Below are 25,463 nucleotides of genomic sequence, written 5' to 3' on the forward strand. Positions count from 1 at the left end.
GTCATTTTCCAACTGATAGCCTCTCAGCGAACCGCAAGCGCTTACATGATTCTTGTTTGCCAATTTGTCGAATTGCTTGGTTTCAAACAATTGTTGCCCGTTTCACAATATGATAGGATTAAACAGGTGAAATATTGAGACACTTCAAGAAACGATGCGTTTGCTGTTCCGGGAAATGTCTACGTTTTCATTCAAGGGAGAGTGCGCAGAAGGCTCGTTAAGAGAGAGGCGTTTATGGGTATCTATAGATAGCTAAGAAACGAAGTCGTCGCGTTAAAAAAACTTACTGAAAAGAGGGTAATGCACATGGCACAACACATCAAAGGAATTGGCGCTTCTGCAGGGATCGCGATTGCAAAGGCATTCGTGATGGAAACACCGGTCTTTGAGATTCCATCGCACAAAATCGAGGATGCGGCTGCGGAAAAAGAACGTTTCCAAGCAGCGATCGCAAAATCGAAGACGGAACTCGAAGTCATTCGTGAAAATACCTTAAAAGAATTAGGTCCAGATAAAGCGGAGATCTTCTCGGCTCACCTTCTAATCCTAGAAGATCCGGAAATCGTTAGTCAGGTGAACGCAAAAATCGAGGACGAGCAAGCAAATGCTGCGAAAGCACTCGATGAAGTCGCGAACATGATGGTCATGATTTTCGAATCAATGGATAACGAATACATGCGTGAACGTGCAGCGGACGTCCGCGACGTCACGAAACGTACGATGGCTCACCTTCTCGGTATCACGTTCGTCACTCCAGCTCAAATTAACGAAGAAGTCATCATCATCGCGGAAGACTTGACTCCTTCAGATACGGCACAATTGAATCGTAAGTATGCTAAAGGTTTCGCAACGAACATTGGTGGCCGGACATCGCACTCTGCCATTATGTCACGTTCACTCGAAATCCCAGCAGTCGTCGGAACAAAAGTTGTCTTGACGGACGTTAAACACGGCGATCTTCTCATCCTTGACGGTGCGGAAGGTGATGTCATCGTCAACCCAAGTGAAGAGCAAGTCGCTGAGTATGAAGCAAAACGTGCAGCATACATCGCACAAAAAGAAGAGTGGAAAAAACTCAAGAACGAAAAAACAATGACGGCTGACGGTCAGCACGTCGAGCTCGCTGCAAACATCGGTACACCAAACGATGTCAAAGGCGTGCTTGAAAACGGAGCAGAAGCTGTCGGTCTCTACCGTACAGAATTCCTCTACATGGATGCAGAGACATTCCCAACGGAAGACGAGCAGTTCACAGCATATAAAACAGTTCTCGAGTCAATGGGCGATAAAAAAGTCGTCATTCGGACGCTCGATATCGGTGGCGACAAAGAATTGTCGTACCTTGATCTCCCACACGAGATGAACCCGTTCCTCGGTTACCGTGCGATCCGTCTCTGTCTCGATCAAACAGACTTGTTCCGTACACAATTGCGCGCACTTCTTCGTGCAAGTGCATACGGTAAACTCGCTGTCATGTTCCCAATGATCGCAACAATCGAAGAGTTCCGTGCTGCAAAAGCACTTCTCCTTGAAGAGAAAGCAAATCTCCAAGGTCAAGGTGTCACTGTATCAGAAGACATCGAAGTCGGTATGATGGTCGAGATCCCAGCAACTGCGGTCATGGCTCGTCAGTTCGCAAAAGAAGTCGACTTCTTCTCTGTCGGAACGAACGATTTGATTCAATACACGATGGCGGCAGACCGGATGAACGAAAAAGTATCGTACCTGTACCAACCGTTCAATCCTGCAATCTTGAACCTCTTGAACAACGTCATCACAGAAGCACACAAAGCAGGCAAATGGGTCGGCATGTGTGGTGAGATGGCAGGAGAAGAATTGGCACTCCCAATCCTTCTTGGGCTTGGTCTTGATGAGTTCTCGATGTCTGCTTCATCTGTCCTTCGCGCACGTAGCTTGATGACACGCCTCAACAAGTCAGAATGTGAAGCAATCGTCGAGCAAGTGCTTGATATGGATACAGCAGAAGAAGTCGTCGACTTCCTCAGCACGACATTCGATATCAAAAAATAATTTCTGTTAGACGAATCTGGAGTAATCCAGGTTCGTCTTTTTTTATGCCGATTAACAAAAAAACAACGCCCTCTTTTAATAAGAAAGAAGGCGTTGTTGAAACCTGATTATTGAGCTTGTTTTTTCTTCGCTGGGGTCGCTTGTTCCGATAAAATCGGACGCTCGTTCCCCATTAAGAAGATAAAGATGACACCGAGTACTGCTGGAATCAAGGCCCAGAAATAGACGGTAGAGATGGATTCTGCAAGCGACGTCTTGATTGCTGTCGCGACTTCTGGTGGCATCTTCGCAAAGGCAGCTGCCGTCGGGAACTGTCCACCGGACGGCGCTCCACCTTGCGGCAATCGATCAGCTACAGCCGATGTGAACGTCCGTGATTGAATGATGCCGAGGACTGTGACACCAAGCGTCATCCCGATCGTCCGGAATGTCGATCCCATCGACGTCGCAGCACCACGACGTTGCATCTCGATCCCATTGATGCTTGCTAGGTTCAACAACGAGAAGCTGAAGCCAACACCGAACCCAAGAATGATCATATAGATCGTTACCGCTGTACGCGATGTCTCAAGCGTCATTGTACTGAGGAGATAGACACCGAGTAGGAAAAAGACAGCTGAGACGATCATGACATTTCGGAAACCAAACTTATTCGGCAACTGGCCACCGAGCTGCGCCGAGATGACTGAGGCAATCAACATCGGCATCAGAATCAGACCTGAGTTCGTCGCACTGCCACCAAAGACACCTTGAACGAAGATCGGAATGAACACACTGGCCGAGATGAAGACGAATCCATAAAAGAACGCAACGCCTTGTGTTGCTGCAAATAAACGACGACGGAATAGACTGAACGTAATGACGGGATCCGCGGCACGGCGTTCTGCAAACGCAAAAGCAATGAACGCAACGAGTGCTGCTCCGAACAGACCAAGAATTTGTGGTGAAGACCATGCATACTCTTTCCCACCCATTTCGAGCGCGAGTAAGAATAAAACCAATCCTGCAACAAGCGTAAAGGCACCGACGTAGTCGATTTTCTGTGTCCGGTGAACTGGTGATTCCTGATAGAAGACCGTCACGAGACCAAGGGCAATCAATCCGAGTGGGATGTTGATATAAAATACCCAGCGCCAGTCGAGGGAATCCGTCAATACGGCACCAAGCAACGGTCCGAAGATACTCGAAATCCCGAAGACCGCTCCGAACAATCCACTGACTTTCCCACGTTTCTCCGGTGGGAAGATATCAAAAATAATCGTAAAGGCGATCGGCATCAACGCACCGCCACCAAGCCCTTGCAAGGCACGATACGCAGACAATTCAATGATTGAGTCTGCCATTCCACACAAGATACTACCAATCATGAAGATGAGCATCCCAAAGAGGAAGAAGCGTTTTCTTCCATACATGTCACTCAATTTACCGAAGATCGGCATCCCGGCAACGGTTGCGATCATGTAAGCCGACGTGACCCAAGCGTACTGATCAAACCCATTCAGTTCGCTGACGATCGTCGGCATCGCCGTCGCAACGATCGTGTTATCCATCGCTGCGACTAAAATACCAATCAATAATCCGATGACGACAGGTGTCGTATTCGTTTTTGTTGTAGTCGAAGACATCGACGCACCTCATTTCTAAAAAATTAGCTAACTCTTATAATAGCTAACTCATTGTATCATCATATGTGCAAAATCTCACTATCAAATATGCTTTATGATATTTTCACATAAAAAAGACGGATCGTTCGTGACGATCCGTCGCTTTTCTTCCTTTACTCTACACGATACGAAATCGCTTCTCCGGCTTCGACCGTCTGTCCGACATCGACGTCGACTTTTCGATCGCCAATGTTCGTGACGATGATCGGTGTCAGTAACGATGGCACGAGTGGTCGTACTTGCTCGAGATCGACATTGAGAAGTGGTGTCCCCGGTTCGACACGATCTCCAGCTTTCGCTAATGCCTCAAATCCTTTTCCTTCAAGTGACACTGTATCAATACCAATGTGAATTAAGATCTCATCTCCGTTATCTGCAAGAATACCGATTGCGTGTTTCGTCGGGAAGAAGGTTGTGATCTCACCAGAGACGGGAGAGACGACATATCCTTCCGTCGGTTCGATCGCATATCCGTCACCCATCATACGACCGGAGAATACTTGATCCGGTACATCATCCAGAGAACGAATGATACCGCTCAGTGGTGCGACGTATCCATCTTCAGGCACATAAGCACCCCCACGATCTCCAGCGAGTGGTCCCGTATCGGTTGTACCCGATCCAGAAGTTCGCGCTTCATCTCCTGTTGGAACTTGTGGAATCGGATCAGCTTCCGGTGTCTCTTTCGGTTTGTAATTTGGATCTTTCATGATATCTGCCATTTCTGACTTGATCCCATCAGATTTCGGTCCAAAGATTGCCTGGACGTTATCTCCGACTTCAAGGACACCGGCAGCACCGAGCTCTTTCAAGCGATCCTTGTTGACACCTGATTTATCATTGACGGTAATCCGAAGACGCGTGATACAGGCATCGAGGTGCTTGATGTTCGATGGACCACCAAACGCCTGCAGGATTTCATACGGAAGATCACCTGCTTGTGCCGTCGATGTCGCAGCACCTTCTTTAATCGCTTCACGTCCTGGAATCTTCAGATCGAATTTCGTGATGACGAAACGGAAACCGAAGTAATAAATGACGGCGAAAACGAGACCGACTGGAATGACAAGCCACCACGAAGTGCGATTCGGTAAAATCCCGAACAACGTGTAGTCAATTAATCCGCCGGAGAACGTCATCCCAATCTTAACGTTTAGCAAGTCCATAATCATGAACGATAGACCTGCAAAAACAGCGTGCACAGCGAACAAAAGCGGTGCAACGAATACGAATGAGAACTCGACTGGCTCCGTGATCCCAGTTAGGAAAGACGTCAATGCAGCTGAGAAGTAAAGACCTTCAACAGCTTTTCGACGATCTTTTGCGACAGTATGGTACATTGCAAGACAGGCTGCTGGCAAACCGAACATCATGAATGGATATTTCCCAGTCATATATGTCCCTGCTGTAAATGGTACACCGTCCTTTAATTGTGCAAAGAAGATTCGCTGGTCCCCATTGATGATCGTTCCTGCTTTATCCGTATATTCACCGAATTGGAACCAAAAGCTTGAGTACCAAATATGGTGAAGACCGAACGGAATCAATGAACGTTCGACGAGTCCAAAGATGAAGGCAGACAACGGTTCGTTCGCTTCGATGATTGTTTTGGAGAACGTATTGATGCCTGTTCCGATCGGTGGCCAAATATACGACAAGGCAAACCCTGCGACAAGACTGAACAAGGCGGTCGCAATCGGAACGAAACGTTTACCTGCAAAGAATCCAAGGAAATCAGGCAGTTTGATTTTAAAGAATTTATTATAACTGTACGCTGCTATCAAACCGGCAATGATCCCCCCGAATACCCCCATTTGCAAGGTCGGTATCCCAAGGACCGTCGCATACGACAAATCACTCGCCTTTTGTGCTTCTGTGATTTTTTCTGGTGTAATCTGCAAGAATGAACTGATGACCTTGTTCATGATCAGGAAACCGACGATGGCTGCTAAGCCGGCGACCCCTTCTCCGTTCGCAAGGCCAATCGCGACCCCTACAGCGAACAATAATCCGAGGTTCGCAAAGATGATGTCACCCGCATCCTGCATGACTCGCCAGATGACGACAAGCGAATCGTTCTCCAGAAACGGTAAATATTGTGTTAAGTTCGGGTTTTGAAACGCTGTCCCGAACGCAAGCAATAATCCCGCTGCCGGCAAAATCGCTACCGGTAACATCAGGGCCTTACCGATCCGCTGTAAGACACCAAACACGTTTTTCCACATGCGCATATTCCCTCCTTTTTTTAAACAAACTACTTAATTCATACCCTAAAATATTCTAGTGCAAAACGATTCTAAACGATTTCGAAAAAAAAATGAGCCCTTCCGCAGAAGGACTCATCTTAAAAAACATTAGACTGTTTTTTCTTGTTTACGTGACGTGATGACAGCTTGAATCTCAGACTTGATGTTGTCTGATTTCGGTCCATAGATCGCTTGGACGTTGTTACCAACTTCAAGGACACCAGCAGCACCTAATTTTTTCAACTCATCTTTGTTGACTTTCGATTTGTCGAGAACCTCAACACGAAGACGTGTGATACATGCATCCAAGTGTTTGATGTTCGACTCTGAACCGAGTGCATCGAGGATACCTTCAGCAAGTTCAGAACCTTGAGCAGATGAAGTCTCTTGAACTGCATCTTCACGACCTGGAGTTTTCAGGTTGAATTTGCGGATTGCGAAACGGAATCCAACATAGTAGATGACAGAAAGTGCAAGACCGACGACGATGACAAGCCACCACTGCGTGCGTCCTGGAAGAACACCGAAGAGAAGGAAGTCGATCAAACCACCAGAGAATGTCATACCGATCTTAACGTTCAACAATTGCATTGTCATGAACGAAAGACCTGCGAAAACTGCGTGAACTGCGAACAAGATTGGAGCTACGAATAAGAACGCGAATTCGATTGGCTCTGTGATACCTGTCAAGAATGCTGTAAGTGCTGCTGATCCAAGAAGACCACCAACGACTGCACGACGCTCTGGGCGAGCTTCGTGGTACATTGCAAGTGCTGCTGCTGGAAGACCGAACATCATGAACGGGAATTTACCAGTCATGAACGTACCAGCTGTTAATTTTGCGTTGTCTTTCAATTGTGCGAAGAAGATCGCTTGGTCACCATGAACGACTGTTCCTGCTGCATTCTTATACGAACCGAATTCGAACCAGAATGGTGCATAGAAGATATGGTGAAGACCGAATGGAATCAACGAACGTTCGATGAGACCGAAGACGAATGCTGCGAGTGTAGGGTTTTTCTCCATCATGAAGTGAGAGAACGTGTTCAATCCATCTTGCGCGAACGGCCAGACGAATACGAGAACGAGACCTGCAACCAATGAAACAACTGCTGTGACGATTGGAACGAAACGTTTACCAGCAAAGAATCCAAGGAACTGTGGCAATTCGAGATTATGATACTTCCCGTACGCCCAAGCTGCGATTAGACCGATGATGATACCACCGAATACCCCAGTTTGAAGTGTTGGGATACCGAGTACGTTTGCATATCCTTGACCGTTAGCAACCATTTCAGGTGTAACGCCGAGCCATACGCTCATTGTTTTGTTCATGATCAAGAATCCGACGATTGCCGCAAGTCCGGCTGCGCCGTCCCCTGCAAGACCAATCGCGACACCGACCGCGAATAAGAGTGCTAAGTTACCGAAGATGATATCCCCAGCTGCTTCCATCAATTTTGCAACCTTGATGATTGCATCATTTTTTAAGAACTCGAGTTTTGACGTCAAGTTCGGATTTTGCATCGCGTTACCGAATCCGAGTAGGATACCGGCAGCTGGCAAAATCGCTACAGGAAGCATCAACGCTTTACCGACACGTTGAAGAACAGCAAAAATCTGTTTAAACATGTGTGTTTCCTCCTTTTCCTGTTAAGAGCGAAGTATGATGAATAATGCCAATGATTGAGACGAAAAAAGTCAGACATCTGACCGTTTTTTTACAGAAAAAAATCAGGCACGAGCGGATTGTAGACAATAGACTTATCCCGTTGCATAACGGAAATAAAGCTTCTTGCCCGACATCCCACTCATGCCTGATCGTATCAGTAACACGTAGTCCGTGCGGTCATTTACCTGAATCGTACTGCACTAAGCGTTGCAGATGCATCGTAAGATACGTCGCCTCACCGCGCGGTACCGCTTTCTTCAACTGACGTTCCATGATGGACATCAGCTCCCAAGCAGTATCATAGCATAGCGGATATTCTTCACGCAATAGCTTTTCTACTTTTTCTGGAGCCTCTAGATACTCCCCATTGGAAACCCTTTCAATCGCTGAACGAAGATGCCGAATCAGACGCTTGTAATCAAGCGATTTTCGGTCGATTTTAATCTCCAGTCGCTGTTCGATATGACTAGCAATTAAACCGACGAGCTGATGATGGCGGTTAACTTCAAGTACGTCTTTGAAGTTCGTCGCAGAATGAATATGAAGTGCAATGAATCCTATCTCGGCTGGAGGCAGGTAAAAATTCATCTCGGCACTGATGAACTCGACGATTTCTTCTGCAAGTGCGTACTCTTCCGGATACAAGGCTTCCGTTTCGGCAAGAAACGGATTGGTGACTTCCATTCCTTGTTCCAGTCGTTTGAACGTAAACGTCAAATGATCCGTTAATCCGATATGGATATGTTCATCGACTTTTTTTCCAAACCGTGTCTCGATCATTGAAACGATTTCATTCATCAACGCGATGAAATTTTCATCGAGGTGACCGACGAGCGCCTTATATTGATCCTGTTCTTCTTTATCCTTCAACGTGTAGACTTTTTCCAACTTGTCGAGATCTGTCAGTTGATCGCCTGGCTTCCGACCGAAGCCAATCCCTTTCGCGAGGATAATGACTTCCTGATTCGCACCAGTTGAACAAATGACGACATTATTATTCAATACCTTGATAACGTGGTACATTTGTTTATCCATTCGCTCTCAACCCAATCTGCTCTTACACATTTATTTAAAGACATTGTTTTTATTATAACGGTTTTTCAAGCACGAAAAAAGCCTACTTACTCAAGTAGACTTTAAAACATTTGGTAACCGCTCTTACGCAAGAAGCGAATCGATAGACCGGCGATGATGATTCCAGCAAACCCAGCTGCGAACATCGTGATATCCGCTGCCTGCAGTCCAGCAATCCGGTCCCCAAGATTCGGAATCGCTTCACGAGCATTCGTGAAGTATTCGAGCGTAGATTGGTTATCGATCATCATGATGAGGATGATCGGATAGAGTACGAGCATCACCCATGTACTCCGTAACAACATGTTTAAAATGAATCCGATACTAAAGAACATGACGAGATAAAGCACACTCCCGATCACGGCTTGAATGATATGCATACTGTTCCCCCTTTGAATCTCTTCTAGTATAACCGACAAAAAAGGCAAATGCACGAGTGTACATTTGCCTAAAACGTGAACTTAGAACTTCCCTTTTTTGATCGCAAGACCAAGTTTTTTTAGTTCAAAGAAGTGTTTGTTGTCGATGACTTTTTTCATGAACGATGCGTTACGACCGTAAATCTTCTTGCCGAAGACCATGCCGATACCATCTTTATGACCAAGTGAAGCGACCGTTCCTTTGTTCTCGTACGTGAACGTCGATGTTTGACGACCCGCGATGAGTGCTGCGATGTTCTCAGCGACTTTGTGTGCTTGTTGTGTCGCGATTTGTGCAGTTGGTGGGTACGGACGGTTCGAACTTGGATCCATGACTGCTGAACAGTCACCGATCATGAAGACGTTATCGTGTCCTGGAACACGAAGATCTTCTTCGACGACGACACGGTTACGCATCGCTTCGAAACCAGATGCTGCAACGACAGGGTTACCGCTGACGCCACCTGTCCAGATGATCGTACTTGCTTCGATCGTTTCAGTCGTGTCGCCTTGAAGCGGACCGAACGTGACGCTTCCTGGTCCACATTCCTTGATGCCGTTACCGAGTTTGAACTCGACGCCTTGGCGCTCAAGCCATTTGTGTGCGTAGTTGACGAGATCAGCATCGAATCCTGGAAGGACTGTTGGCGCTGCCTCGATGTTAACGACACGAACGAGTTCGCGTGGGATATCATATTGTTTGCACAGTTCTGGAATACGGTTGACGAGCTCACCCATGAACTCGATTCCTGTGAATCCAGCACCACCGACGACGATCGTCAAGAGTGAACGATCTTGTGATCCTGTTGTTTTGTACTGTGCGAATGAGTAATCGATATGTTCCTTGATTTTACGGACGCTGTTCAACGAGCTGATCGTTAATGCGTGTTCCTTCAATCCTTTGATACCGAATGTTTCAGGAACGCCACCGAGAGCAACGACGACGTAATCGTAAGGAACTGTTCCGCCATCTTGTAAAAGAACCGTTTTAGCAGCCGTGTCGACTTTCTCAACGATACCTTTGACAAGTTTGACGCGTGATGGGTTGATGACATCATTGATGTAGATGCGTGCTTGCTCCGCAGACATCGTACCTGCAGCTGGTTCATGCAACCAAGTTGTTTGGTAATGATAGTCGTGTTTATTAATCAACGTGATGTTCGCTTGATCGACGCCGAGTTTCTTTTGAAGGTTGACTGCTGTGATCAATCCACCGTAGCCCGCTCCAAGAATAACAATGTTAGGTGTGTTCATGTTCTGATACTCCTTACGAATCGTAGTTTTGTTGTGATTTTCTTCACATTCAATTACAGACGAATGTTCAAAAACTTTGTTCAAATAATGTTCACATGTCTATAAGCCTATTGAAACACTTTTTAAGAATGATTGCAAAAGAAAAATGTAATTTCCTTTAAAAAAATGTGAGATGTTCCGTACTTGCACCTGAACCCCCTACTTCCTATATAATAGACCTATCCAATGCTAGGAGGGAATCAGATGTACCAACCATATGATGTCACGATCATCGGCGGCGGTCCGGTAGGACTGTTCACCGCGTTTTATTCAGGAATGCGCCAGATGAAGACGAAGGTCATCGAGAGTCTACCTCAATTAGGTGGTCAACTCGCTACGCTTTATCCTGAAAAATATATATACGATATCGCCGGTTTTCCAAAAGTAAAAGCGCAGGAACTAGTCGATCGGCTACTTGAACAAGCAAATGAATTTGATCCGACGTATGTGCTCGGTGAGACAGTCATCGCTTATGAACGGATGGATGATGGGATCATCCGCCTCGTCACGAACAAAGGCGAGCATTATACGAAGACCGTCATCTTGACAGCAGGGAACGGTTCGTTCGCTGCGCGCCCACTCGGTGTCGCGGACGCGGAACGCTTCGAAGAAACAAACTTGCACTATTTCGTCAACGACATGGAACGTTTCAAGGATCGTCAAGTCGTCCTGCTTGGTGGTGGCGATTCAGCAGTCGACTGGTCATTGATGCTTGAACCGATTGCCAAATCTGTCACGCTCGTCCACCGTCGCGATAAGTTCCGTGCCCATGAACATTCGGTCGAACTATTACATGACTCATCCGTTAACGTCATGACGCCGTATACGCTCGAATCGGTCACAGGTGAGACGCACATCGAGACGATGACGTTCAAACATGCTGAAAGTGGCGAAGTCGTCGTCGTTGCTGCTGACGATGTCGTCTGCAACTTTGGTTTCGTCTCGTCACTCGGGCCGCTCAAAGAATGGGAAGTCGAGTTCGAACGCAATTCGATTCGCGTCAACTCGAAGATGGAGACTGCGATTCCAGGCGTCTTCGCTTGTGGAGATATTGCGACTTACGAAGGACGCGTCAAATTGATCGCAACAGGCTTCGGTGAAGCACCGATTGCCGTCAACCAGGCGAAACTTCTTGTCGATCCATCGGCTCGTCACCCGCAACACTCGACGAGTCTGTTCGAAAAAGTAACGAATCATTCTTGAGATAAATGAATGGCTGCAAACAAATAAGAGGTCGAATTCTGGATAACATACCGGAGTCCGACCTCTTATTTTGATGGAATCACACCTAGGACGTGACCAAACATCTTTGACTCCTATAGGAAAAGGAAGCACGATGTGTGCTTCCGTCAGGGATAAGGAAGACCCGACAGATCACATGGAATGGGAACTGGCGCGGCTTACATCCCGCCTGAGGAAAGCGAAGATGTTGAAACGTCCGATTTCATACGAATGATCTTTTAACAGGCATCCGGTAAACCCGCTGCACGAGTTCCACCCCACCACGCTCAATCATCGATTCTTCGAAGAGCTGACCGCCGAATCGCTCGTAAAACTGGCACGCCGGATTATCCCGCAAGACAGAAACCTGCATTGACTCGTATTCCGCCAAGTCCTCGATGATACGTTGAAACAATGCCTTCCCGAGCCCCTGCCCTTGAGAAGCTCGCAAAACATAAATCGCGTAGAGTTCTCCTTCACGCGCATCCCTTCGATTTGGTCCACCTTGCGCGAAGCCAACGACTTCGTCTTCTAACTCCACAACATACACGCGCTGATCGACTAACGTCTGCTCCCATTGTTTCGTCCGTTTCTCGTAAGACAACTGTGCTAAATAAGGATCAGGGATGATCCCTTGATATGTCTCCCGCCAGGCATCGATATGAACGCGCGCAATGGTCGACGCATCTTCAAGACGTGCTTCACGAATTCTCATAACGGGATAATGAAACGACGTGTCTCGCGTCCATTACGAACAGTTGGTTCGATTTCCTGTCCGCCGTTCGCTAAGATGACACGGCGAGATGCTAGATTATCAACGCCACACGTCAACAGCACTTGATCAAGTCCACGCTGACGTGCTTCTTCAAGCGCAAGCTGAAGACCTGTCGTCGCATACCCTTTCTGACGCTCGGATGGTCGGATCCCGTATCCGATATGTCCGCCATACAACTTCAAGTTCTCCGTTAAATCATGCCGGAAGTTCAGTGCGCCGACAATTCGTTGTCCATCAACCATCCAGTACGTCGAATGCGTGACGAGACCCGGTCTGACCGTTGTCTCCATTTCCTTCAGTTCCGCAAAATAAGCGCCGAGCGGCTCATATGTGACTCCGACTGCTTCCGGCACGATCGTTTCGCCTGACTCTCGCCAGTCTTCTAAAAAGGCGCGGTACTCCGTTTCCCACGCAAGAGTTGGTTTCATCAACTGCATCATTGGTGATTGCGCACCTCCTCTTCAATCAAACGATCGAGCCAGTCATCGATATGTTGGAACAGATAGCCCGCTTCTTTCGCAGCTGTCGTATCCATATAGAAATCGCGTTCTGGCGCAAGTGGCGATTCATCCTCTCCTTTTGCGACGATTTGGCTCGTCGTTCCCGCAATACGGTCGATTTTATCCATCAGGTCTTGAATCGATAGGACGCCGTCACTCGCAGCGTTGATCGGTCCTGTCAATTCCGAACGACCACACCATTCCAGAAAGGCAGCGGCTTCGTAACTTGAGATGTAGCCCATCTTCGCATAGTTGTTTTCAGCGATAATCGGACGACCGTCAAGCGCGCGTTTGATATGGAAGACAAGTCGTTCCGTATAATCGTCTGGTCCGAGGACAACAGGAAAACGAACGGCAACGACAGGGAAGGTCGCCCGTTGGAAGAAATAACTCTCCGCTTGGCGCTTTCCTTCGCCATACCCATGTTCCTTCTCAAGATCATATTTCCCGGGAAACGGATTGTAGGCACGTTCCGTGATATTCGCACCACCGTCTTCATAAACAGACATCGTCGACGTCAACACATAGCGTCCGACTTTTCCTTCAAACGCGTCGATCGCGAGCTTTGCTTGATACGGCGTGAAGCAAATGTTGTCATAGATGACATCCCAGTGCTGTTGGCTTAAATCCTTCATCGTACTACTTGACGTCCGGTCTCCTTTGAAAAATGTCAAGCCCTTCGCGACGGGTGGAGTATGCTCACCGCGTGTGACGATCGTCACATCATCCCCCGAATCGGCTAAACGAATTGCTAAGCGTCGTCCGAAATAGCGTGTTCCCCCGAAGATCAATACTTTTCTCATCCTGAAGCCCTCCCTATTCGTAGTAGCATTCACTCTCTGTAATATTTCGAGTAAACTCAACAAGTCTCCTGTATGAGAGCAACAAAAAAATCGTGGACGATGTCCACGATTGGATTCATTAACAGCCACCTGGTGTCCCGGCATTCGTTGCTGTCCGGAATGATGTTCCGCAACCACACGTTGCGATGGCATTCGGATTCGTGATCGTGAATCCGCCACCAAGCATTGACTGTTTATAATCGATTTCCAGTCCTTTGACGACCGGATAATCCTTTTCGTCCACGATGACGGTCACGCCGTGCTGTTCAAAAACGAGATCCGTTTCTTTTTGTTGATCGAATCCCATTCCGTACGACAGACCACTACATCCACCACCTTGGACGAGCATCCGAAGATTTCGTTCATCTGCTGGTGCCTGCGCCATCATGTCCTGGACTTGTAGCGCTGCTACCTCCGTTAAATGGATCATGTCATCACCTTCCTTTTCTTTAGTATACGCAACTTCTGAGCGAATCGAAACCTAGTTGCTTGAAACTATCTTGAATTCGTTGTATAAATGGTATGTACAATAAAATAATCGTTCCATCTTCAGGGCAGGGTGAAATTCCCGACCGGCGGTAAACAACTCTCTTTAAGTTGAAGCCCGCGAGCGAATAGGGCGCTATTTGCTGATTCTGTGTAATTCAGGAGCCGACAGTACAGTCTGGATGGGAGAAGATGGCGGCATGAGTTTGAATTTGATCGATTTTGCAATAATCGATTAGGTTTATTTAATGCGGACTTCTCCCCTGTTGATCTGATCAATAGGGGTTTCTTTATGGTCGCAGTCATGCCAATACTTCATCGAGAGGAACGAGCAAAAGGAGACAATACTCGTATGAAACGCACACAAAAAATGGTCACTCTGTCAATGTTAGGTTCAATCTCATTTGTTCTTATGCTTATCAATTTTCCACTACCGTTCTTACCAAACTATCTGAAGATCGACTTCAGTGATGTTCCTGCTCTTGTCGCAGCGATCATGTTCTCACCGGTCGCAGGTGTCATCGTCGAAGCATTGAAGAACGTGTTATACTACATCTTCCGCGGAAGTGGTGTTCCGGTCGGAGAATTCGCGAACTTCGCTGCAGGCGTCGCATTCGTACTACCTGTCAGCTGGTTCTACCACAAAAAGAAATCAACACAAGGTCTCGCAACTGGTCTCGTCGCTGGTACGATCACGATGGCACTCGGTCTTGCGATCCTCAACTATATCTTGATCCTTCCAGCGTATGCATGGTTCCTCGGTATGGATTACATGGCGGATCCAGCTGTCAAATGGACAGCGATCACTGCCGGTATCTTACCGTTTAACGTCATCAAGGCTTTGTTCATCTCGGCACTCTTCATTCCGTTGTTCTTGAAACTACGCCCATGGATGATGCGCCGTCAACAATCTGCCTGATCCGAAAAGCTGCGCCCGCTGACGGACACGAATCCCCTCGTTCAGACGAACGAGGGGATTTTTTGGCTGTCCATGCTCACAGCTCATTCTCTTCGATTTTCAGGTAAATCTTTTCAAGCAACTCTTCCGGCGTTTCACCTACGACGGTCTCACCATCTACGAGACAAAAATGGTCAAGCGAACAAATCCCGCAATAACCGAGGCAACCGTATTCGACGACGTCAACATTCGGGTCACGTTCAAGTTGCTCCATGACGACCTGTGTACCAGCCGCTAAGTTACTAATACAAAATTCAATAATCGGATTCACTTTTTTTCCTCCTTCAAGCAGGAAACGACCTGCCTCATGTCGTATTATACAAGGTCAGACTGATTTAGGGGAACTAAGGGGGATTTTACGTTATGAAGCAATTGGTCGTACTCGGCGGAGGTTATGGTGGAATGCGGATTTGTGAGCGATTCAAGGACGAGGAAGTTGCCGTCACGCTCGTCGACCGTCTACCGTACCACGCACTCAAAACGGAATACTACGCACTCGCAGCAGGTACATTATCAGATCGGGATGTCCGGATTGAATTTCCGGAGGGGAAACATCTTACCTATAAATATGGACATGTCATCAAAATCTCACCAGAGACGAATACAGTCCATCTGCAGGACGGATCAGAATTATTCTATGATGACTTAATCATCGCCCTCGGTTGCGAGGATAAATACCACAACATTCCGGGTGCTCAAGAATTTACATACAGCATCCAGACACTAGAAGAATCACGGAAGACACAACAAGCGATTTATGGTCTGTCACCGGAATCCGTTGTCTCGATCGTCGGTGCTGGTCTATCTGGTGTCGAACTCGCCAGTGAACTACATGAGAGCCGGAAGGATTTGACGATTCGTCTATTCGACCGCGGTCCATCCGTCTTGTCGTTCTTATCCGATAAAGTCTCGTCTTACGTTCAGGAATGGTTCGAGGAACATGACGTTGAAGTCATCAACAACTCGAATGTCACGCTCGTCACAGCGGACGATGTGCGAAACGGCGACGATACGTATCCATCCGACTTAACGATTTGGACAGCTGGTACGCAGCCGGTCAAAGTTGTACGCGATCTCGGCTTTGCTGCGGATAGTGGCGGTCGGATCAAATTGACGGAACATCATCACGTACCGGAATACGATAACGTCTTCGTCATCGGTGATTGTGCAAGTCTACCGTATGCACCAAGTGGTCAACTCGCAGAACATCAGGCAGAACAAGTCGTCGATGTCTTACAAGCCAAGTGGCAAGGAAAGAAATTACCGAAGCTGCCAGAAATTAAACTGCGCGGGATGCTCGGTTCACTCGGAAAATCAGATGGTTTCGGAATCGTCATGGGCAAACAAGCACTGACGGGGAAAGTCCCACGTCTCTTGAAGTCCGGTGTCTTATGGAAACACAAAAAGATTAAATGAGCAAAAGAGGTGTCCCAAGCTTTGGGATACCTCTTTTTCGTTCATCCCGCCTGATTCAGCTTCGCATCGATTGCCGCTGTGATCGTCTTGAGTTTGACGTACCCCTCATCAATCATCTCATCATCGAGCACGATCAGTGGATAAAAATAGACATCCTCTTTCAGCGCTTCCGTCCATTGATCTGATGTTGCTGTCTCGAAATCAACATAGCGAAGCGTCATCGCTTGCTCATATTTCCGCCCGAGGACGGCTTGTAGCCAACTGAATGTCTCTTCCGAGCTAGGTGCCCCGACACAACTCGGACAGGTGACCGCTGTTCCGTAAACCGTGATTTCCATCTTGAAGTCCCCCTTTTCAATTCACTCCTCTTTAGTATACAAGTTTTCCAGATTGAGAACATTTTTCAACCCTGTTACAATGAAACTATACGAAAGGATGTGTTTACGCATGGAAATGTTTGATCAAGTGAATGAAGTTCTTGAAAAATTGCGTCCGTTCCTTCTTCGTGATGGAGGAGACGTTGAACTCGTAGATGTAGAAGACGGAATCGTAAAACTCCGTTTGATGGGAGCTTGTGGTAGCTGCCCAAGTTCAACAATCACATTGAAGGCCGGTATCGAACGTGCCCTTCTTGAAGAAGTCGCTGGCGTCGTCGAAGTCGAACAAGTCTTCTAATACATGAAATCCCGAACGAATTCTCGTTCGGGATTTTTTGATTCATAGAATCCATTCAGCTAACGTATCAACCATGTATGTCGGTTGACGATCCTGCCCTTGAATGAAGACTGGTGTATGGACGCCAGAATTGACGTGCATCGTCCGGATACCTCCATTGATCCCGAAAAGAATGTCCGTATGGTAGTTGTCTCCGACCATGATGACGTCTTCTTTTGACAGACCAATCATTTCTGTCGCGATATCGACCATGACTGGTTCTGGTTTACCGATGAAGAACGGTTCCTTCTCCGTCGTCACGCGCAGGACGGACGTCAAAGCACCATTACCTGGCAGGAAACCACGTTCGGTCGGAATCGCGATATCACCGTTCGTTGAAATAAACCGGGCACCGGCACGAATCGCAAGTGCACCAACAGCGAGTTTTTCGTACGTGATTTGACGATCGAGACCGATGACGACGTAATCTGCCGCTTCGGTTGCGACGACGTCTAACCCTTCTCGTTCAAGCGCGTCGATCAGTCCTGTTTCTCCGATCGCATAGACGCGCGCTTTTGGTGACAGGTCAGCAATATAACGACCAGTCGCCATCGCACTCGTCAAAACGTGTTTCGCATCGGAATGAACACCCATCCCGCGTAGTTTCTCTGCCACGGCTTCTGCCGTCATCGACGCGTTATTCGTCACGAACAAGTACGGAATGCCCTCTGCTTGCAGACGATTGACGAAATCGACCGCTTCTTTTACCGGTTCCGTTCCGTTATACATCGTTCCATCTAAATCAAATAAATAGCCTTTTGCCTTCATCCTGACTCACTCCTCGTTTGGTAAAAATGCAGACACCGGTCCGAGTTCTGTCTCGATATACCGGCGAATCGCTTCCGGAAAACGACGTAGTTCTGCTTCCTCTGTCTCAAGTATCGCCCGAATCTCCGCCATACTCGACTGTGTGAATGACCGGACGATCAACGTACGTAACGCAACGAGCTTTTTCAGACTCGTCGCAAGCGGTCCATCAATCACCTTCTCATCTTCTAGGATGAGGATGATATCTTCATAACTTCCCGGATCCCGCATGATGAATCCATCAATCATACTGTTTCCGATATCGATGACACTCTCGATGACTAAAAAACCGATCCGCTCCATAGCCAGTGCCGTCGTCACCGGATCCCCCGTAATTTCCTTACTTTGTCGAAGTGCTGTCTCATAACAGACGACCGTCTCTTCGATTTTTTGACGATTGACGAAATACATCTTCATTCCCCCTCACATTCTCCATTTTATCGTTATCCAGCAATCCTGAAAAGCAGAAAGGTCATTTGCATCACATTCACCAATGTGTTATCCTCAATTTAGATTTTTGCTGAAAATAGTATGTCACATTGGTGACGTGGAGGTTATATACATGGAACGGGAACTCGCATTGGAAATCGTACGCGCTACGGAAGCAGCAGCACTAGCTTCTGCTCAATGGATTGGTCGCGGTAAGAAAAATGAAGCGGATGACGCAGCAACGACTGCGATGCGCGAAGTCTTGAATACGGTCAACATGAACGGAACGGTCGTCATCGGTGAAGGCGAGCTCGACGAAGCACCGATGCTCTTCATCGGCGAACGTGTCGGAACAGCGAACGGTCCAATCGTTGATATCGCCGTCGATCCGCTCGAAGGAACGAATATCGTCGCTAAAGGACTTGGCAATGCGATGGTCGTCATCGCCGTCGCCGATCAAGGCGCCCTGCTCCACGCACCCGATATGTATATGGATAAATTAACAGTCGGACCGAACTTGAAAGGGCACGTCTCACTCGACGACCCGCTTGAAGTCATCATCGAAAAGGCAGCACAATATAACAATAAACGGATCGAGGACGTCACGGTCATCATGCAAGACCGTCCACGTCATGATCATTTCCGCGAAGCAGCGATGCGGATGGGCGCACGCGTCCGTCTGTTTGAAGACGGTGATGTCTCAGCTGGAATCGCACCACTTTCTCCTGCGACAGGAATCGATATCTTCATCGGAACAGGCGGTGCGCCTGAAGGTGTCATCACGGCTGCTGCCGTCAAAGCGATGGGTGGCGATATGCAAGCACGCTTACATCCATTGAACGAAGAAGAAACAGCTCGCGTCATCCGAATGGGTCTAGCGGATCCACTTCAACTCTTAACGCTCGACGACCTGATCAAAAGCGACGACTGCATCTTCGCAGCAACAGGCGTCACGACAGGCGAAATGCTCGATGGCGTGAAGTTCTTGACGGATGATATCGTTGAAACGACATCTCTCGTCATGCGTTCGAAAACACGGACAATCCGAAAAGTGATCGCCGAGCATAGCTTATCGCGTAAACCATACTTGCAAAAAGTCCCCCAAACCCTTTAATCTGAAACAGACGTTAGGGAAATGAGGGAAGCTGAATGATGGAAGAACGTGATTTTTTATACGATGATGTCGAACAAACGAAGACACGCTTCGTCAGTTGGATTGGAGAAGCCAGTCGGTTTGATCTCGCCATCACGCATTCGGAACATTTTTACGGTAAGATTCTCGTCTTGAATCTCTTATCGAATCGCTATGCAATCATCGGCGCGGATGATTTCGATGAACCCGGCTACATCGCAACGGCGTTTGACGTCGAAGACGATGCGGCAACGGAACTCGAAATGTATCTTCGCGCTTATATCGGTCTATGAAAAAAGCCTTCGTCGCGGACGAAGGCTTTTTTGTCTTATAAGAGACGATCGTTTCGTTCATTTAGTGTGTTCGGTCCGCTGAAGACGTTCGTATTATCTGACTCGTCATGAGCACGGCGCTCTGAATGCTGATCCGCTTCATCACCGACGAGTAACACGAATTGACCGCTTTCGACTGCATGATTCGCACGATCGACGTCTTCCTTCGTCAAGCCACTTCCGTGGATGGCATCTCCATGAGAGACCGATTCATCTTTTTTGAAGATACTCTTGATTTCCTGCCATAGATTACGATGATCTTCCTGCGACAGACGCGTGGATGTCTGTTGGTTGTTTAGATCCGCCAATTCCTCGATTTGTTCGAGATCGTATTTGTCGTGTGCTAAGACTTTTAAATCAGTCGAGACGACACCCGCAACACGGAGATCGTGCACGGCACTGACGACTTCTGGTACGGATGAGTAAATTCCAACGATTCGCATGGATGATTCCTCCTATAGGTACGTGATACTTATAGTAATAGCCGAATTCCTTCCACTAAAAACGCTTTTCTGTATGACAGTTTGATTACTCGCCTTCAATCTTGTCTGGTGCAGGTGCGAACTTCCGTTTCAACTTCAACGTATTGGATGAAGAACCGTCGAAGCGAGGTGGTGCTTCTTCTCCTTCTACCAATCCGACCTTCTTGACGATGAAATAGGCACATCCGAAGTTACAGTATTCGTAGAGATAATCAGCCACATGCGAAATCTTCGTATCGAATGTCGCTTTCTCGTGTTGATCCTCATAGAAGCCACGTAGTCGTAATTGACCGTGCCCCCAGTCGCCCACGATATAATCATATTTTTCAAGGACATCGCTGAAACGACCGATGAAGGCTTCTTCATTAAAGCCTTCCCGTTTCTCTTCGACGACTTCATAACGTTCCCGATTGACTTGTATCATTATTCCCACCTCCTGCTGTTCTTATCATAGCATATTCCATTTCTCCTGACAGACGAAAAACCGTCCGAGTCAGCTGCTCGAACGGTCGTTGATCGTTAGTCGATCGGGAGTGCTGTTTTATTCTTTTTCGCTGCGTTGACTTGCTCATCTGCATGATACGATGAACGAACGAGTGGACCAGCTTCACAGTGTGAGAAGCCTTTACCAAGCGCAATCTGTTTCAGTTCAGCGAATTCTTGCGGTGTATAGTACTTGATGACGTCGAGGTGCTTTTTCGTCGGTTGGAGATACTGACCGATCGTCATAATGTCGACGTTGTTTGCGCGAAGATCATCCATCGTTTCGAGAATCTCTTCCCATGTCTCACCAAGACCAAGCATCAAGCTCGACTTCGTTGGAATTTCAGGTGCGAGCTCCTTCGAACGACGAAGGAATTCAAGCGTCCGGTCGTATGTGGCTTTTGCACGAACAGTTGGTGTCAGACGGCGGACCGTCTCGATGTTATGGTTCATAATGTCTGGTTGTGCGTCAATCAATGTTTTCAGAGCTTCGAAATTCCCACCCATGTCTGAAGGTAAGACTTCGATTGATGTCTCCGGGTTCATCCGACGAACTTCACGAACCGTCTCAGCGTAAACGCCTGCTCCGAAATCATTCAGATCATCGCGTGCGACCGCTGTGATGACCGCGTGCTTCAAGTTCATCAAACGGACCGATTCCGCGACACGTTTTGGTTCTTCGAGATCGAGTTCGTTCGGACGTCCTGTCGTCACGGCGCAAAAACGGCACGCACGTGTACAGATACTTCCAAGGATCATGAACGTCGCCGTCCGGCGTACCGCCCAACACTCGTGGATATTCGGACACTTTGCTTCCTCACAGACAGTATGTAGCTTTTTCTCGCGCATCATACTCTTTAATTCTGTGTAGGTCTCATTCGTATTCAGCTTGATTTTCAACCATTCCGGTTTACGTTGGATTTCTCCGCGTCCCATGGTTTCGCTTCCCCCTTCATCCCCAAAAAGTCAATTAATGTCTGCTTTAGTATAACAAACAATCAGGGTTTGCGAACATGCAATTCATTATATTCCGACTTCTCCGATAAGCGTTCAAATAACAAATCACGCAACAATTCAGGCATGAAATATTCTTTTGGCATCTCTTTGATGGCCGGGAATAATGGACCGAACGTAAACATATCCGGCAAGACGACAGAATAATCGCGTGTTAGCTCAAGCGGTTGATGATCCGCCAAACCAGCATAATGCATCCGTCCCATCAACTTTCCTCGGAATCCAAGACCACGAACCTTTAAGTGTTCGAACTGTTCTTTGTTGACTTCATCGAGGAATGTTTGTAATTCCATTCCTGTCATCGTGACTTTACAAGGATTGATCGGATGTGGACAGAGTCGATGTAAATCAAAGGCAGAGACGGGACCTGGTGGAAGCGACCCGAGCAGAATACCGGCTGGTACACAAGCGATATCTGCCTCACACCAGTCGTGCATCGTCTCGACGAGCAACTGTGAAAACGGCGACTCACTGAACCAATCATTGGCTAGACCCGCTGTCTCGCCAATCGGTTCCTTCATCTGTTGTTCCGCCAGATATTGTTCTCGATCGAGTAATTTCGCTGTTGCCTCATCCTCAACGTAATCGTGTAGGGAATGAAGTACTGCTTCTTTCTCACCCGTATCCGTATTCATATAAATCTCACCCGCATACTGACCGTGTTTTCCGGCTTGCGTGATTAAGACACCGTTCTTGACGACACCATCATCGAGGACATGATGCGTATGCGCACCGATGATTAAATCAAGTTCTGGAAAGCGCATCGCAAGTTCTTCATCCTGATAAAATCCGAGGTGACTTAAACAAATCAGGACGTCGACTTCCTGGCGCAAACGTTCGATCTCGCGCGCCGCGACGTCAAATGGTTCTTCGATCGTCCAACCGAGTAATCCGTATAGTTCAATATAAGGTGCCGTCAGACCAAAAACACCGACTTTTCCCGTCGGTAACTCATGAATGACACCTTGCTTGGCGAATGGTGCTTCTAAATTCGAGACAAGGACTGGAAAGTCTGCTTCCGTATAGAGGTCTGCTAACCAGTCGTGCGGAAACGTAATCCCTTCATTGTTTCCGATCGTCACAGCAGTCGGCATCAACGCGTTCAATAAATGCGTATTAATTTTTCCTTTTGTCGCTTCCGTCGCTGGATCGACACGGTCAGCATGATCGCCTAAATCAAAAACAAGCGAATCATACGTCCGGTGTTCCTTGACGAATGACATGTAGCGAGGCCACATGTCGAAGTGTGAGTGCAAATCATTATAGTGAATGATGTGTAACTTCATGCAGAAGCCCCCCTTGATGATTTAAAACAAAGAGATTTGTCGCGGCGCGAGTTCATAGTCGAGATCAAGAATTTCGATTAATCGTTTCGCATTCGGGGCAGCATCTCCTGCTGAGTTGTTATTGAAAAAGACATAGACATCCTTTGCTTCCGCTGCAACGTCGCGGACGTGACTTGCAAGTTCCTGTAGCTCATCTTCTGAGTAACGATAGAGACAGCGGACTTTTCGCCAATCGTCACTACTTTGACCCGGTTTCTTTAACCAACCGGCCTTGTTTCGTCCATGTAATCGAATGAATGCCGTCTCCTGCGTCACGACAGGTACGAATGGTACGGAACCGTCTTCCGTCTGCGGTTCATCACAAATCGTATGGATGAACTGATGTTCCTTCAAAAAACGGAGCGTCCGCTCACGATAGGCTTCCGAGTACCACGATGGATTTCGGAATTCGATCGCAACAGGCAGTCCAGCAAGCGATTTTCGGATCGTTTGCAAGTATTCCAAGTGCAATTTACTGACATCGAACCATGGTGGAAGTTGGACAAGGATTGCCGCAATTTTTCCACTCTTACGCATCGGTTCAATCGACGTGATATATTGTTCAAAAATTGGTCCGAGCGGATCTTTATTTTCCCGGTCGTGCCCACTCATCGCGCGGTGGACCTTAACGATGAAGCGGAAACCGTCCGGTGTCTCAGATACCCATTTCTCATAGTTTCGTTCTGGTTGAATCGCATAGAACGTCGAGTCGACCTCAACTGCTGGAAAATGCCCAGCATAGGCAGCTAGTTTTTCTTTTCGATCTTGCGGGGTCAAGTAGAGACTATCATGATCTCCCCAGCCCGTGACACCGATATATATCATGCTCTCTTCCCCCTCGCGTGTTCTATTCTACCTATTTATCATAGCATAGCAGAATCCAGGATTTCTTCTTCAATGCTTCCTGAGCAAACACTCTTTTTCAGAAAAAAGACATCCCTCTCCTCCCTACTCATGCAGGAAGGAAAAGGATGTCTAGTTAACGATTTTCATTATGAAGCAGAAGTCTGTGCCTCAACGATTTTTGGAGCAGGCGCTCTTCGTTTCGGTACCGGAACGATATAGTTACCGTAGGGCAATAGACTGATGACATACGATACAGAAATCGAAGCTGCAAGCGTGACGATCATCGCACAAACAAACATACTCGCAGAGTCGAAGTAAGCAAAGAGATCCGTTCGACCGATTCCGCGGATGACGAGCGGATGAATCAGATAGATCCCCATCGAATGTGTTCCAATCGTTTGAAAGAGTCGCATTGCTGTCGCATCTCTCTGCACATATTGAAAAGCATAATTCAAAACGACAAGAACGAACGGGATATACACGAGGTTCGCAAGATTCGTCGAAGTATAAATTCGGTTCAAATCAATACTGACCCAAATATCAACCAAAATCAATCCACTGATGAGCAACAAGATCGTCCGGTGACGTTTTAGAATCTGTTGTATTTCTTCATAATAAACAGCGTATGTAATTCCCATCATGAAATACGCGATCCAGTTGAGTAAGAAAGAGCGACTGTTGACGACTTGATTGAGGAAGTCATTATTCGTCGTTAAGCTTCCTGACGTCAGCCAGAAATAGTTGACGCCCATCGCAACCACAGTTGCAACAAGTAGCATGGTTCCTTTCTTGAATCTTACGAGAAATGGAAAGACGACATAAAACTGAAGCACAGTCAAAATGAAGTACAAATGGAAGTTCGCCGTTCCATAAAGGAAGTACTCCGATAACGGCACACCCGGCTTCAAACTATCTTCTACATGAAAACGATACACGAGATAGACGGTACTCCAAATCAGATAAGGAATGAAAATTTTAGAAAAACGCGATTTAACGAATGTTCCAAGATTAAATCCTTTGCGCTGGACCATCGACATCAATAGAAAAGCACTGATGATGGCAAAAATCGGCGTACCGATTCGAGCAAACTGGTTGATATAACCGATTGCCTCGTTTGTAAATTCTCCTTGAGAATAATAGAGACCAGCGATGACATGGACAGCGACGACCAAAATTGCCGCAATCGATCGAATGACTGGAATTTCCTGATAAAATTTCATTTTTTCACACCTTAATCAGTTTTATAGATTTTTTACAAAAGTTATTATAATCTATTTTCGCCCATATTAAATGAAAATATCC

Annotated in this window: 27 protein-coding genes and 1 riboswitch; of the genes, 7 read left to right on the forward strand and 20 right to left on the reverse strand. The window is 47.2% G+C overall.

Annotated features, from left to right (window positions below; genetic code table 11):
* Positions 1-306: 306 nt before the first annotated feature.
* Positions 307-2,031 carry a phosphoenolpyruvate--protein phosphotransferase gene (gene ptsP, locus Q7C19_RS08760; protein WP_290752179.1) on the forward strand — a complete coding sequence of 575 codons (1,725 nt, stop codon included), beginning with the start codon at positions 307-309 and terminating at the stop codon, positions 2,029-2,031.
* A 107-nt stretch (positions 2,032-2,138) separates the two neighbouring features.
* Here the strand turns inward: ptsP and Q7C19_RS08765 are convergent, their stop codons facing one another.
* From Q7C19_RS08765 to Q7C19_RS08790, 6 genes are all read right to left on the reverse strand, one after another.
* Positions 2,139-3,656 carry an MDR family MFS transporter gene (locus tag Q7C19_RS08765; RefSeq protein WP_290785420.1) on the reverse strand — a complete coding sequence of 506 codons (1,518 nt, stop codon included), beginning with the start codon at positions 3,654-3,656 and terminating at the stop codon, positions 2,139-2,141.
* 152 nt (positions 3,657-3,808) lie between these two features.
* Positions 3,809-5,920, reverse strand: coding sequence for a glucose-specific PTS transporter subunit IIBC (ptsG, locus tag Q7C19_RS08770; RefSeq protein ID WP_290774126.1), 2,112 nt, complete (start codon positions 5,918-5,920; stop codon positions 3,809-3,811).
* 129 nt (positions 5,921-6,049) lie between these two features.
* Positions 6,050-7,573: a glucose-specific PTS transporter subunit IIBC gene (gene ptsG / locus Q7C19_RS08775; RefSeq protein ID WP_290752189.1), complete on the reverse strand. Its 1,524-nt coding sequence runs from the start codon at positions 7,571-7,573 to the stop codon at positions 6,050-6,052.
* A 217-nt stretch (positions 7,574-7,790) separates the two neighbouring features.
* Positions 7,791-8,648, reverse strand: coding sequence for a glucose PTS transporter transcription antiterminator GlcT (gene glcT, locus Q7C19_RS08780; RefSeq protein ID WP_035406051.1), 858 nt, complete (start codon positions 8,646-8,648; stop codon positions 7,791-7,793).
* Between the two features lie 101 nt (positions 8,649-8,749).
* A complete protein-coding gene (locus Q7C19_RS08785) occupies positions 8,750-9,067 on the reverse strand; it encodes a YuiB family protein (RefSeq protein WP_035406048.1) in 318 nt (105 codons plus the stop codon).
* Between the two features lie 81 nt (positions 9,068-9,148).
* On the reverse strand, positions 9,149-10,360 hold the full coding sequence (locus tag Q7C19_RS08790) for an NAD(P)/FAD-dependent oxidoreductase (protein WP_023469134.1): 1,212 nt from the start codon (positions 10,358-10,360) through the stop codon (positions 9,149-9,151).
* A 243-nt stretch (positions 10,361-10,603) separates the two neighbouring features.
* Here Q7C19_RS08790 and Q7C19_RS08795 point away from each other — a divergent pair, with 243 nt between their 5' ends.
* Complete coding sequence (locus tag Q7C19_RS08795; protein WP_035406045.1) at positions 10,604-11,602, forward strand: NAD(P)/FAD-dependent oxidoreductase; 999 nt, start codon at positions 10,604-10,606, stop codon at positions 11,600-11,602.
* Between the two features lie 241 nt (positions 11,603-11,843).
* Here the strand turns inward: Q7C19_RS08795 and Q7C19_RS08800 are convergent, their stop codons facing one another.
* The 4 genes from Q7C19_RS08800 to Q7C19_RS08815 form a co-directional block, all read right to left on the reverse strand.
* On the reverse strand, positions 11,844-12,335 hold the full coding sequence (locus Q7C19_RS08800; protein ID WP_308101867.1) for a GNAT family N-acetyltransferase: 492 nt from the start codon (positions 12,333-12,335) through the stop codon (positions 11,844-11,846).
* Positions 12,332-12,823, reverse strand: coding sequence for a GNAT family N-acetyltransferase (locus Q7C19_RS08805; protein ID WP_375091956.1), 492 nt, complete (start codon positions 12,821-12,823; stop codon positions 12,332-12,334). The genes Q7C19_RS08800 and Q7C19_RS08805 overlap by 4 nt, the downstream gene beginning before the upstream one ends.
* A gap of 8 nt (positions 12,824-12,831) precedes the next feature.
* Positions 12,832-13,698 (reverse strand): NAD-dependent epimerase/dehydratase family protein, encoded by an 867-nt coding sequence (locus Q7C19_RS08810; RefSeq protein WP_290774118.1) that lies wholly within the window; start codon positions 13,696-13,698, stop codon positions 12,832-12,834.
* A 118-nt stretch (positions 13,699-13,816) separates the two neighbouring features.
* On the reverse strand, positions 13,817-14,167 hold the full coding sequence (locus Q7C19_RS08815) for a HesB/IscA family protein (RefSeq protein WP_375091957.1): 351 nt from the start codon (positions 14,165-14,167) through the stop codon (positions 13,817-13,819).
* A gap of 111 nt (positions 14,168-14,278) precedes the next feature.
* Positions 14,279-14,421, forward strand: a riboswitch (FMN riboswitch).
* A gap of 154 nt (positions 14,422-14,575) precedes the next feature.
* Here Q7C19_RS08815 and Q7C19_RS08820 point away from each other — a divergent pair.
* Positions 14,576-15,142, forward strand: a complete 567-nt coding sequence (locus Q7C19_RS08820; protein ID WP_029342415.1) for an ECF transporter S component — start codon at positions 14,576-14,578, stop codon at positions 15,140-15,142.
* A 76-nt stretch (positions 15,143-15,218) separates the two neighbouring features.
* Here the strand turns inward: Q7C19_RS08820 and Q7C19_RS08825 are convergent, their stop codons facing one another.
* On the reverse strand, positions 15,219-15,452 hold the full coding sequence (locus Q7C19_RS08825) for a YuzB family protein (RefSeq protein WP_023469141.1): 234 nt from the start codon (positions 15,450-15,452) through the stop codon (positions 15,219-15,221).
* Between the two features lie 92 nt (positions 15,453-15,544).
* Between Q7C19_RS08825 and Q7C19_RS08830 the strand changes: the two genes are divergently transcribed.
* Complete coding sequence (locus Q7C19_RS08830) at positions 15,545-16,597, forward strand: NAD(P)/FAD-dependent oxidoreductase (protein WP_290752211.1); 1,053 nt, start codon at positions 15,545-15,547, stop codon at positions 16,595-16,597.
* Positions 16,598-16,638: 41 nt separating this feature from the next.
* Here the strand turns inward: Q7C19_RS08830 and Q7C19_RS08835 are convergent, their stop codons facing one another.
* Positions 16,639-16,935, reverse strand: a complete 297-nt coding sequence (locus tag Q7C19_RS08835; RefSeq protein WP_035406035.1) for a DUF1462 family protein — start codon at positions 16,933-16,935, stop codon at positions 16,639-16,641.
* Between the two features lie 109 nt (positions 16,936-17,044).
* On the opposite strand from Q7C19_RS08835, the gene Q7C19_RS08840 reads away from it, so the two are divergent.
* A complete protein-coding gene (locus Q7C19_RS08840) occupies positions 17,045-17,272 on the forward strand; it encodes a NifU family protein (protein ID WP_012371190.1) in 228 nt (75 codons plus the stop codon).
* A gap of 42 nt (positions 17,273-17,314) precedes the next feature.
* Here Q7C19_RS08840 and Q7C19_RS08845 read toward each other — a convergent pair whose 3' ends face one another.
* The gene (locus tag Q7C19_RS08845) at positions 17,315-18,079 is read right to left on the reverse strand and encodes a TIGR01457 family HAD-type hydrolase (RefSeq protein WP_023469144.1); all 765 of its coding nucleotides are present in this window, start codon (positions 18,077-18,079) and stop codon (positions 17,315-17,317) included.
* Between the two features lie 6 nt (positions 18,080-18,085).
* Complete coding sequence (locus tag Q7C19_RS08850; RefSeq protein ID WP_290752216.1) at positions 18,086-18,529, reverse strand: DUF86 domain-containing protein; 444 nt, start codon at positions 18,527-18,529, stop codon at positions 18,086-18,088.
* A 151-nt stretch (positions 18,530-18,680) separates the two neighbouring features.
* Between Q7C19_RS08850 and glpX the strand changes: the two genes are divergently transcribed.
* Together glpX and Q7C19_RS08860 are read left to right on the forward strand one after the other, a co-directional pair.
* The gene (gene glpX / locus Q7C19_RS08855; protein ID WP_035406031.1) at positions 18,681-19,661 is read left to right on the forward strand and encodes a class II fructose-bisphosphatase; all 981 of its coding nucleotides are present in this window, start codon (positions 18,681-18,683) and stop codon (positions 19,659-19,661) included.
* A 35-nt stretch (positions 19,662-19,696) separates the two neighbouring features.
* A complete protein-coding gene (locus Q7C19_RS08860; RefSeq protein WP_023469147.1) occupies positions 19,697-19,972 on the forward strand; it encodes a DUF3055 domain-containing protein in 276 nt (91 codons plus the stop codon).
* Positions 19,973-20,007: 35 nt separating this feature from the next.
* On the opposite strand, the gene Q7C19_RS08865 is transcribed toward Q7C19_RS08860, so the two are convergent.
* From Q7C19_RS08865 to Q7C19_RS08890, 6 genes are all read right to left on the reverse strand, one after another.
* Entirely contained in the window at positions 20,008-20,454 is a 447-nt protein-coding gene (locus tag Q7C19_RS08865) for a general stress protein (RefSeq protein WP_214727844.1), read from the reverse strand.
* Between the two features lie 85 nt (positions 20,455-20,539).
* Complete coding sequence (locus Q7C19_RS08870) at positions 20,540-20,917, reverse strand: YutD family protein (protein WP_375091958.1); 378 nt, start codon at positions 20,915-20,917, stop codon at positions 20,540-20,542.
* A gap of 95 nt (positions 20,918-21,012) precedes the next feature.
* The gene (lipA, locus tag Q7C19_RS08875) at positions 21,013-21,912 is read right to left on the reverse strand and encodes a lipoyl synthase (protein WP_035406024.1); all 900 of its coding nucleotides are present in this window, start codon (positions 21,910-21,912) and stop codon (positions 21,013-21,015) included.
* A 62-nt stretch (positions 21,913-21,974) separates the two neighbouring features.
* Positions 21,975-23,276 carry a bifunctional metallophosphatase/5'-nucleotidase gene (locus tag Q7C19_RS08880; RefSeq protein ID WP_375091959.1) on the reverse strand — a complete coding sequence of 434 codons (1,302 nt, stop codon included), beginning with the start codon at positions 23,274-23,276 and terminating at the stop codon, positions 21,975-21,977.
* Between the two features lie 21 nt (positions 23,277-23,297).
* The gene (locus Q7C19_RS08885) at positions 23,298-24,140 is read right to left on the reverse strand and encodes a DUF72 domain-containing protein (protein WP_035406019.1); all 843 of its coding nucleotides are present in this window, start codon (positions 24,138-24,140) and stop codon (positions 23,298-23,300) included.
* Positions 24,141-24,307: 167 nt separating this feature from the next.
* On the reverse strand, positions 24,308-25,381 hold the full coding sequence (locus Q7C19_RS08890) for an acyltransferase (protein ID WP_035406017.1): 1,074 nt from the start codon (positions 25,379-25,381) through the stop codon (positions 24,308-24,310).
* Between the last annotated feature and the right edge of the window lie 82 nt (positions 25,382-25,463).

It is taken from the genome of Exiguobacterium sp. PHA03 (genome assembly GCF_041945985.1).
GTDB lineage: Bacteria > Bacillota > Bacilli > Exiguobacteriales > Exiguobacteriaceae > Exiguobacterium_A.

What these genes read in the sequence shown, in the direction of transcription:
- ptsP (WP_290752179.1), top strand. Translation starts at nt 307, where the DNA reads ATGGCACAACACATCAAAGGAATTGGCGCTTCTGCAGGGATCGCGATT.
- Q7C19_RS08765 (WP_290785420.1), bottom strand. Translation starts at nt 3,656, where the DNA reads ATGTCTTCGACTACAACAAAAACGAATACGACACCTGTCGTCATCGGA.
- ptsG (WP_290774126.1), bottom strand. Translation starts at nt 5,920, where the DNA reads ATGTGGAAAAACGTGTTTGGTGTCTTACAGCGGATCGGTAAGGCCCTG.
- ptsG (WP_290752189.1), bottom strand. Translation starts at nt 7,573, where the DNA reads ATGTTTAAACAGATTTTTGCTGTTCTTCAACGTGTCGGTAAAGCGTTG.
- glcT (WP_035406051.1), bottom strand. Translation starts at nt 8,648, where the DNA reads ATGGATAAACAAATGTACCACGTTATCAAGGTATTGAATAATAATGTC.
- Q7C19_RS08785 (WP_035406048.1), bottom strand. Translation starts at nt 9,067, where the DNA reads ATGCATATCATTCAAGCCGTGATCGGGAGTGTGCTTTATCTCGTCATG.
- Q7C19_RS08790 (WP_023469134.1), bottom strand. Translation starts at nt 10,360, where the DNA reads ATGAACACACCTAACATTGTTATTCTTGGAGCGGGCTACGGTGGATTG.
- Q7C19_RS08795 (WP_035406045.1), top strand. Translation starts at nt 10,604, where the DNA reads ATGTACCAACCATATGATGTCACGATCATCGGCGGCGGTCCGGTAGGA.
- Q7C19_RS08800 (WP_308101867.1), bottom strand. Translation starts at nt 12,335, where the DNA reads ATGAGAATTCGTGAAGCACGTCTTGAAGATGCGTCGACCATTGCGCGC.
- Q7C19_RS08805 (WP_375091956.1), bottom strand. Translation starts at nt 12,823, where the DNA reads ATGAAACCAACTCTTGCGTGGGAAACGGAGTACCGCGCCTTTTTAGAA.
- Q7C19_RS08810 (WP_290774118.1), bottom strand. Translation starts at nt 13,698, where the DNA reads ATGAGAAAAGTATTGATCTTCGGGGGAACACGCTATTTCGGACGACGC.
- Q7C19_RS08815 (WP_375091957.1), bottom strand. Translation starts at nt 14,167, where the DNA reads ATGATCCATTTAACGGAGGTAGCAGCGCTACAAGTCCAGGACATGATG.
- Q7C19_RS08820 (WP_029342415.1), top strand. Translation starts at nt 14,576, where the DNA reads ATGAAACGCACACAAAAAATGGTCACTCTGTCAATGTTAGGTTCAATC.
- Q7C19_RS08830 (WP_290752211.1), top strand. Translation starts at nt 15,545, where the DNA reads ATGAAGCAATTGGTCGTACTCGGCGGAGGTTATGGTGGAATGCGGATT.
- Q7C19_RS08835 (WP_035406035.1), bottom strand. Translation starts at nt 16,935, where the DNA reads ATGGAAATCACGGTTTACGGAACAGCGGTCACCTGTCCGAGTTGTGTC.
- Q7C19_RS08840 (WP_012371190.1), top strand. Translation starts at nt 17,045, where the DNA reads ATGGAAATGTTTGATCAAGTGAATGAAGTTCTTGAAAAATTGCGTCCG.
- Q7C19_RS08845 (WP_023469144.1), bottom strand. Translation starts at nt 18,079, where the DNA reads ATGAAGGCAAAAGGCTATTTATTTGATTTAGATGGAACGATGTATAAC.
- Q7C19_RS08850 (WP_290752216.1), bottom strand. Translation starts at nt 18,529, where the DNA reads ATGTATTTCGTCAATCGTCAAAAAATCGAAGAGACGGTCGTCTGTTAT.
- glpX (WP_035406031.1), top strand. Translation starts at nt 18,681, where the DNA reads ATGGAACGGGAACTCGCATTGGAAATCGTACGCGCTACGGAAGCAGCA.
- Q7C19_RS08860 (WP_023469147.1), top strand. Translation starts at nt 19,697, where the DNA reads ATGATGGAAGAACGTGATTTTTTATACGATGATGTCGAACAAACGAAG.
- Q7C19_RS08865 (WP_214727844.1), bottom strand. Translation starts at nt 20,454, where the DNA reads ATGCGAATCGTTGGAATTTACTCATCCGTACCAGAAGTCGTCAGTGCC.
- Q7C19_RS08870 (WP_375091958.1), bottom strand. Translation starts at nt 20,917, where the DNA reads ATGATACAAGTCAATCGGGAACGTTATGAAGTCGTCGAAGAGAAACGG.
- lipA (WP_035406024.1), bottom strand. Translation starts at nt 21,912, where the DNA reads ATGGGACGCGGAGAAATCCAACGTAAACCGGAATGGTTGAAAATCAAG.
- Q7C19_RS08880 (WP_375091959.1), bottom strand. Translation starts at nt 23,276, where the DNA reads ATGAAGTTACACATCATTCACTATAATGATTTGCACTCACACTTCGAC.
- Q7C19_RS08885 (WP_035406019.1), bottom strand. Translation starts at nt 24,140, where the DNA reads ATGATATATATCGGTGTCACGGGCTGGGGAGATCATGATAGTCTCTAC.
- Q7C19_RS08890 (WP_035406017.1), bottom strand. Translation starts at nt 25,381, where the DNA reads ATGAAATTTTATCAGGAAATTCCAGTCATTCGATCGATTGCGGCAATT.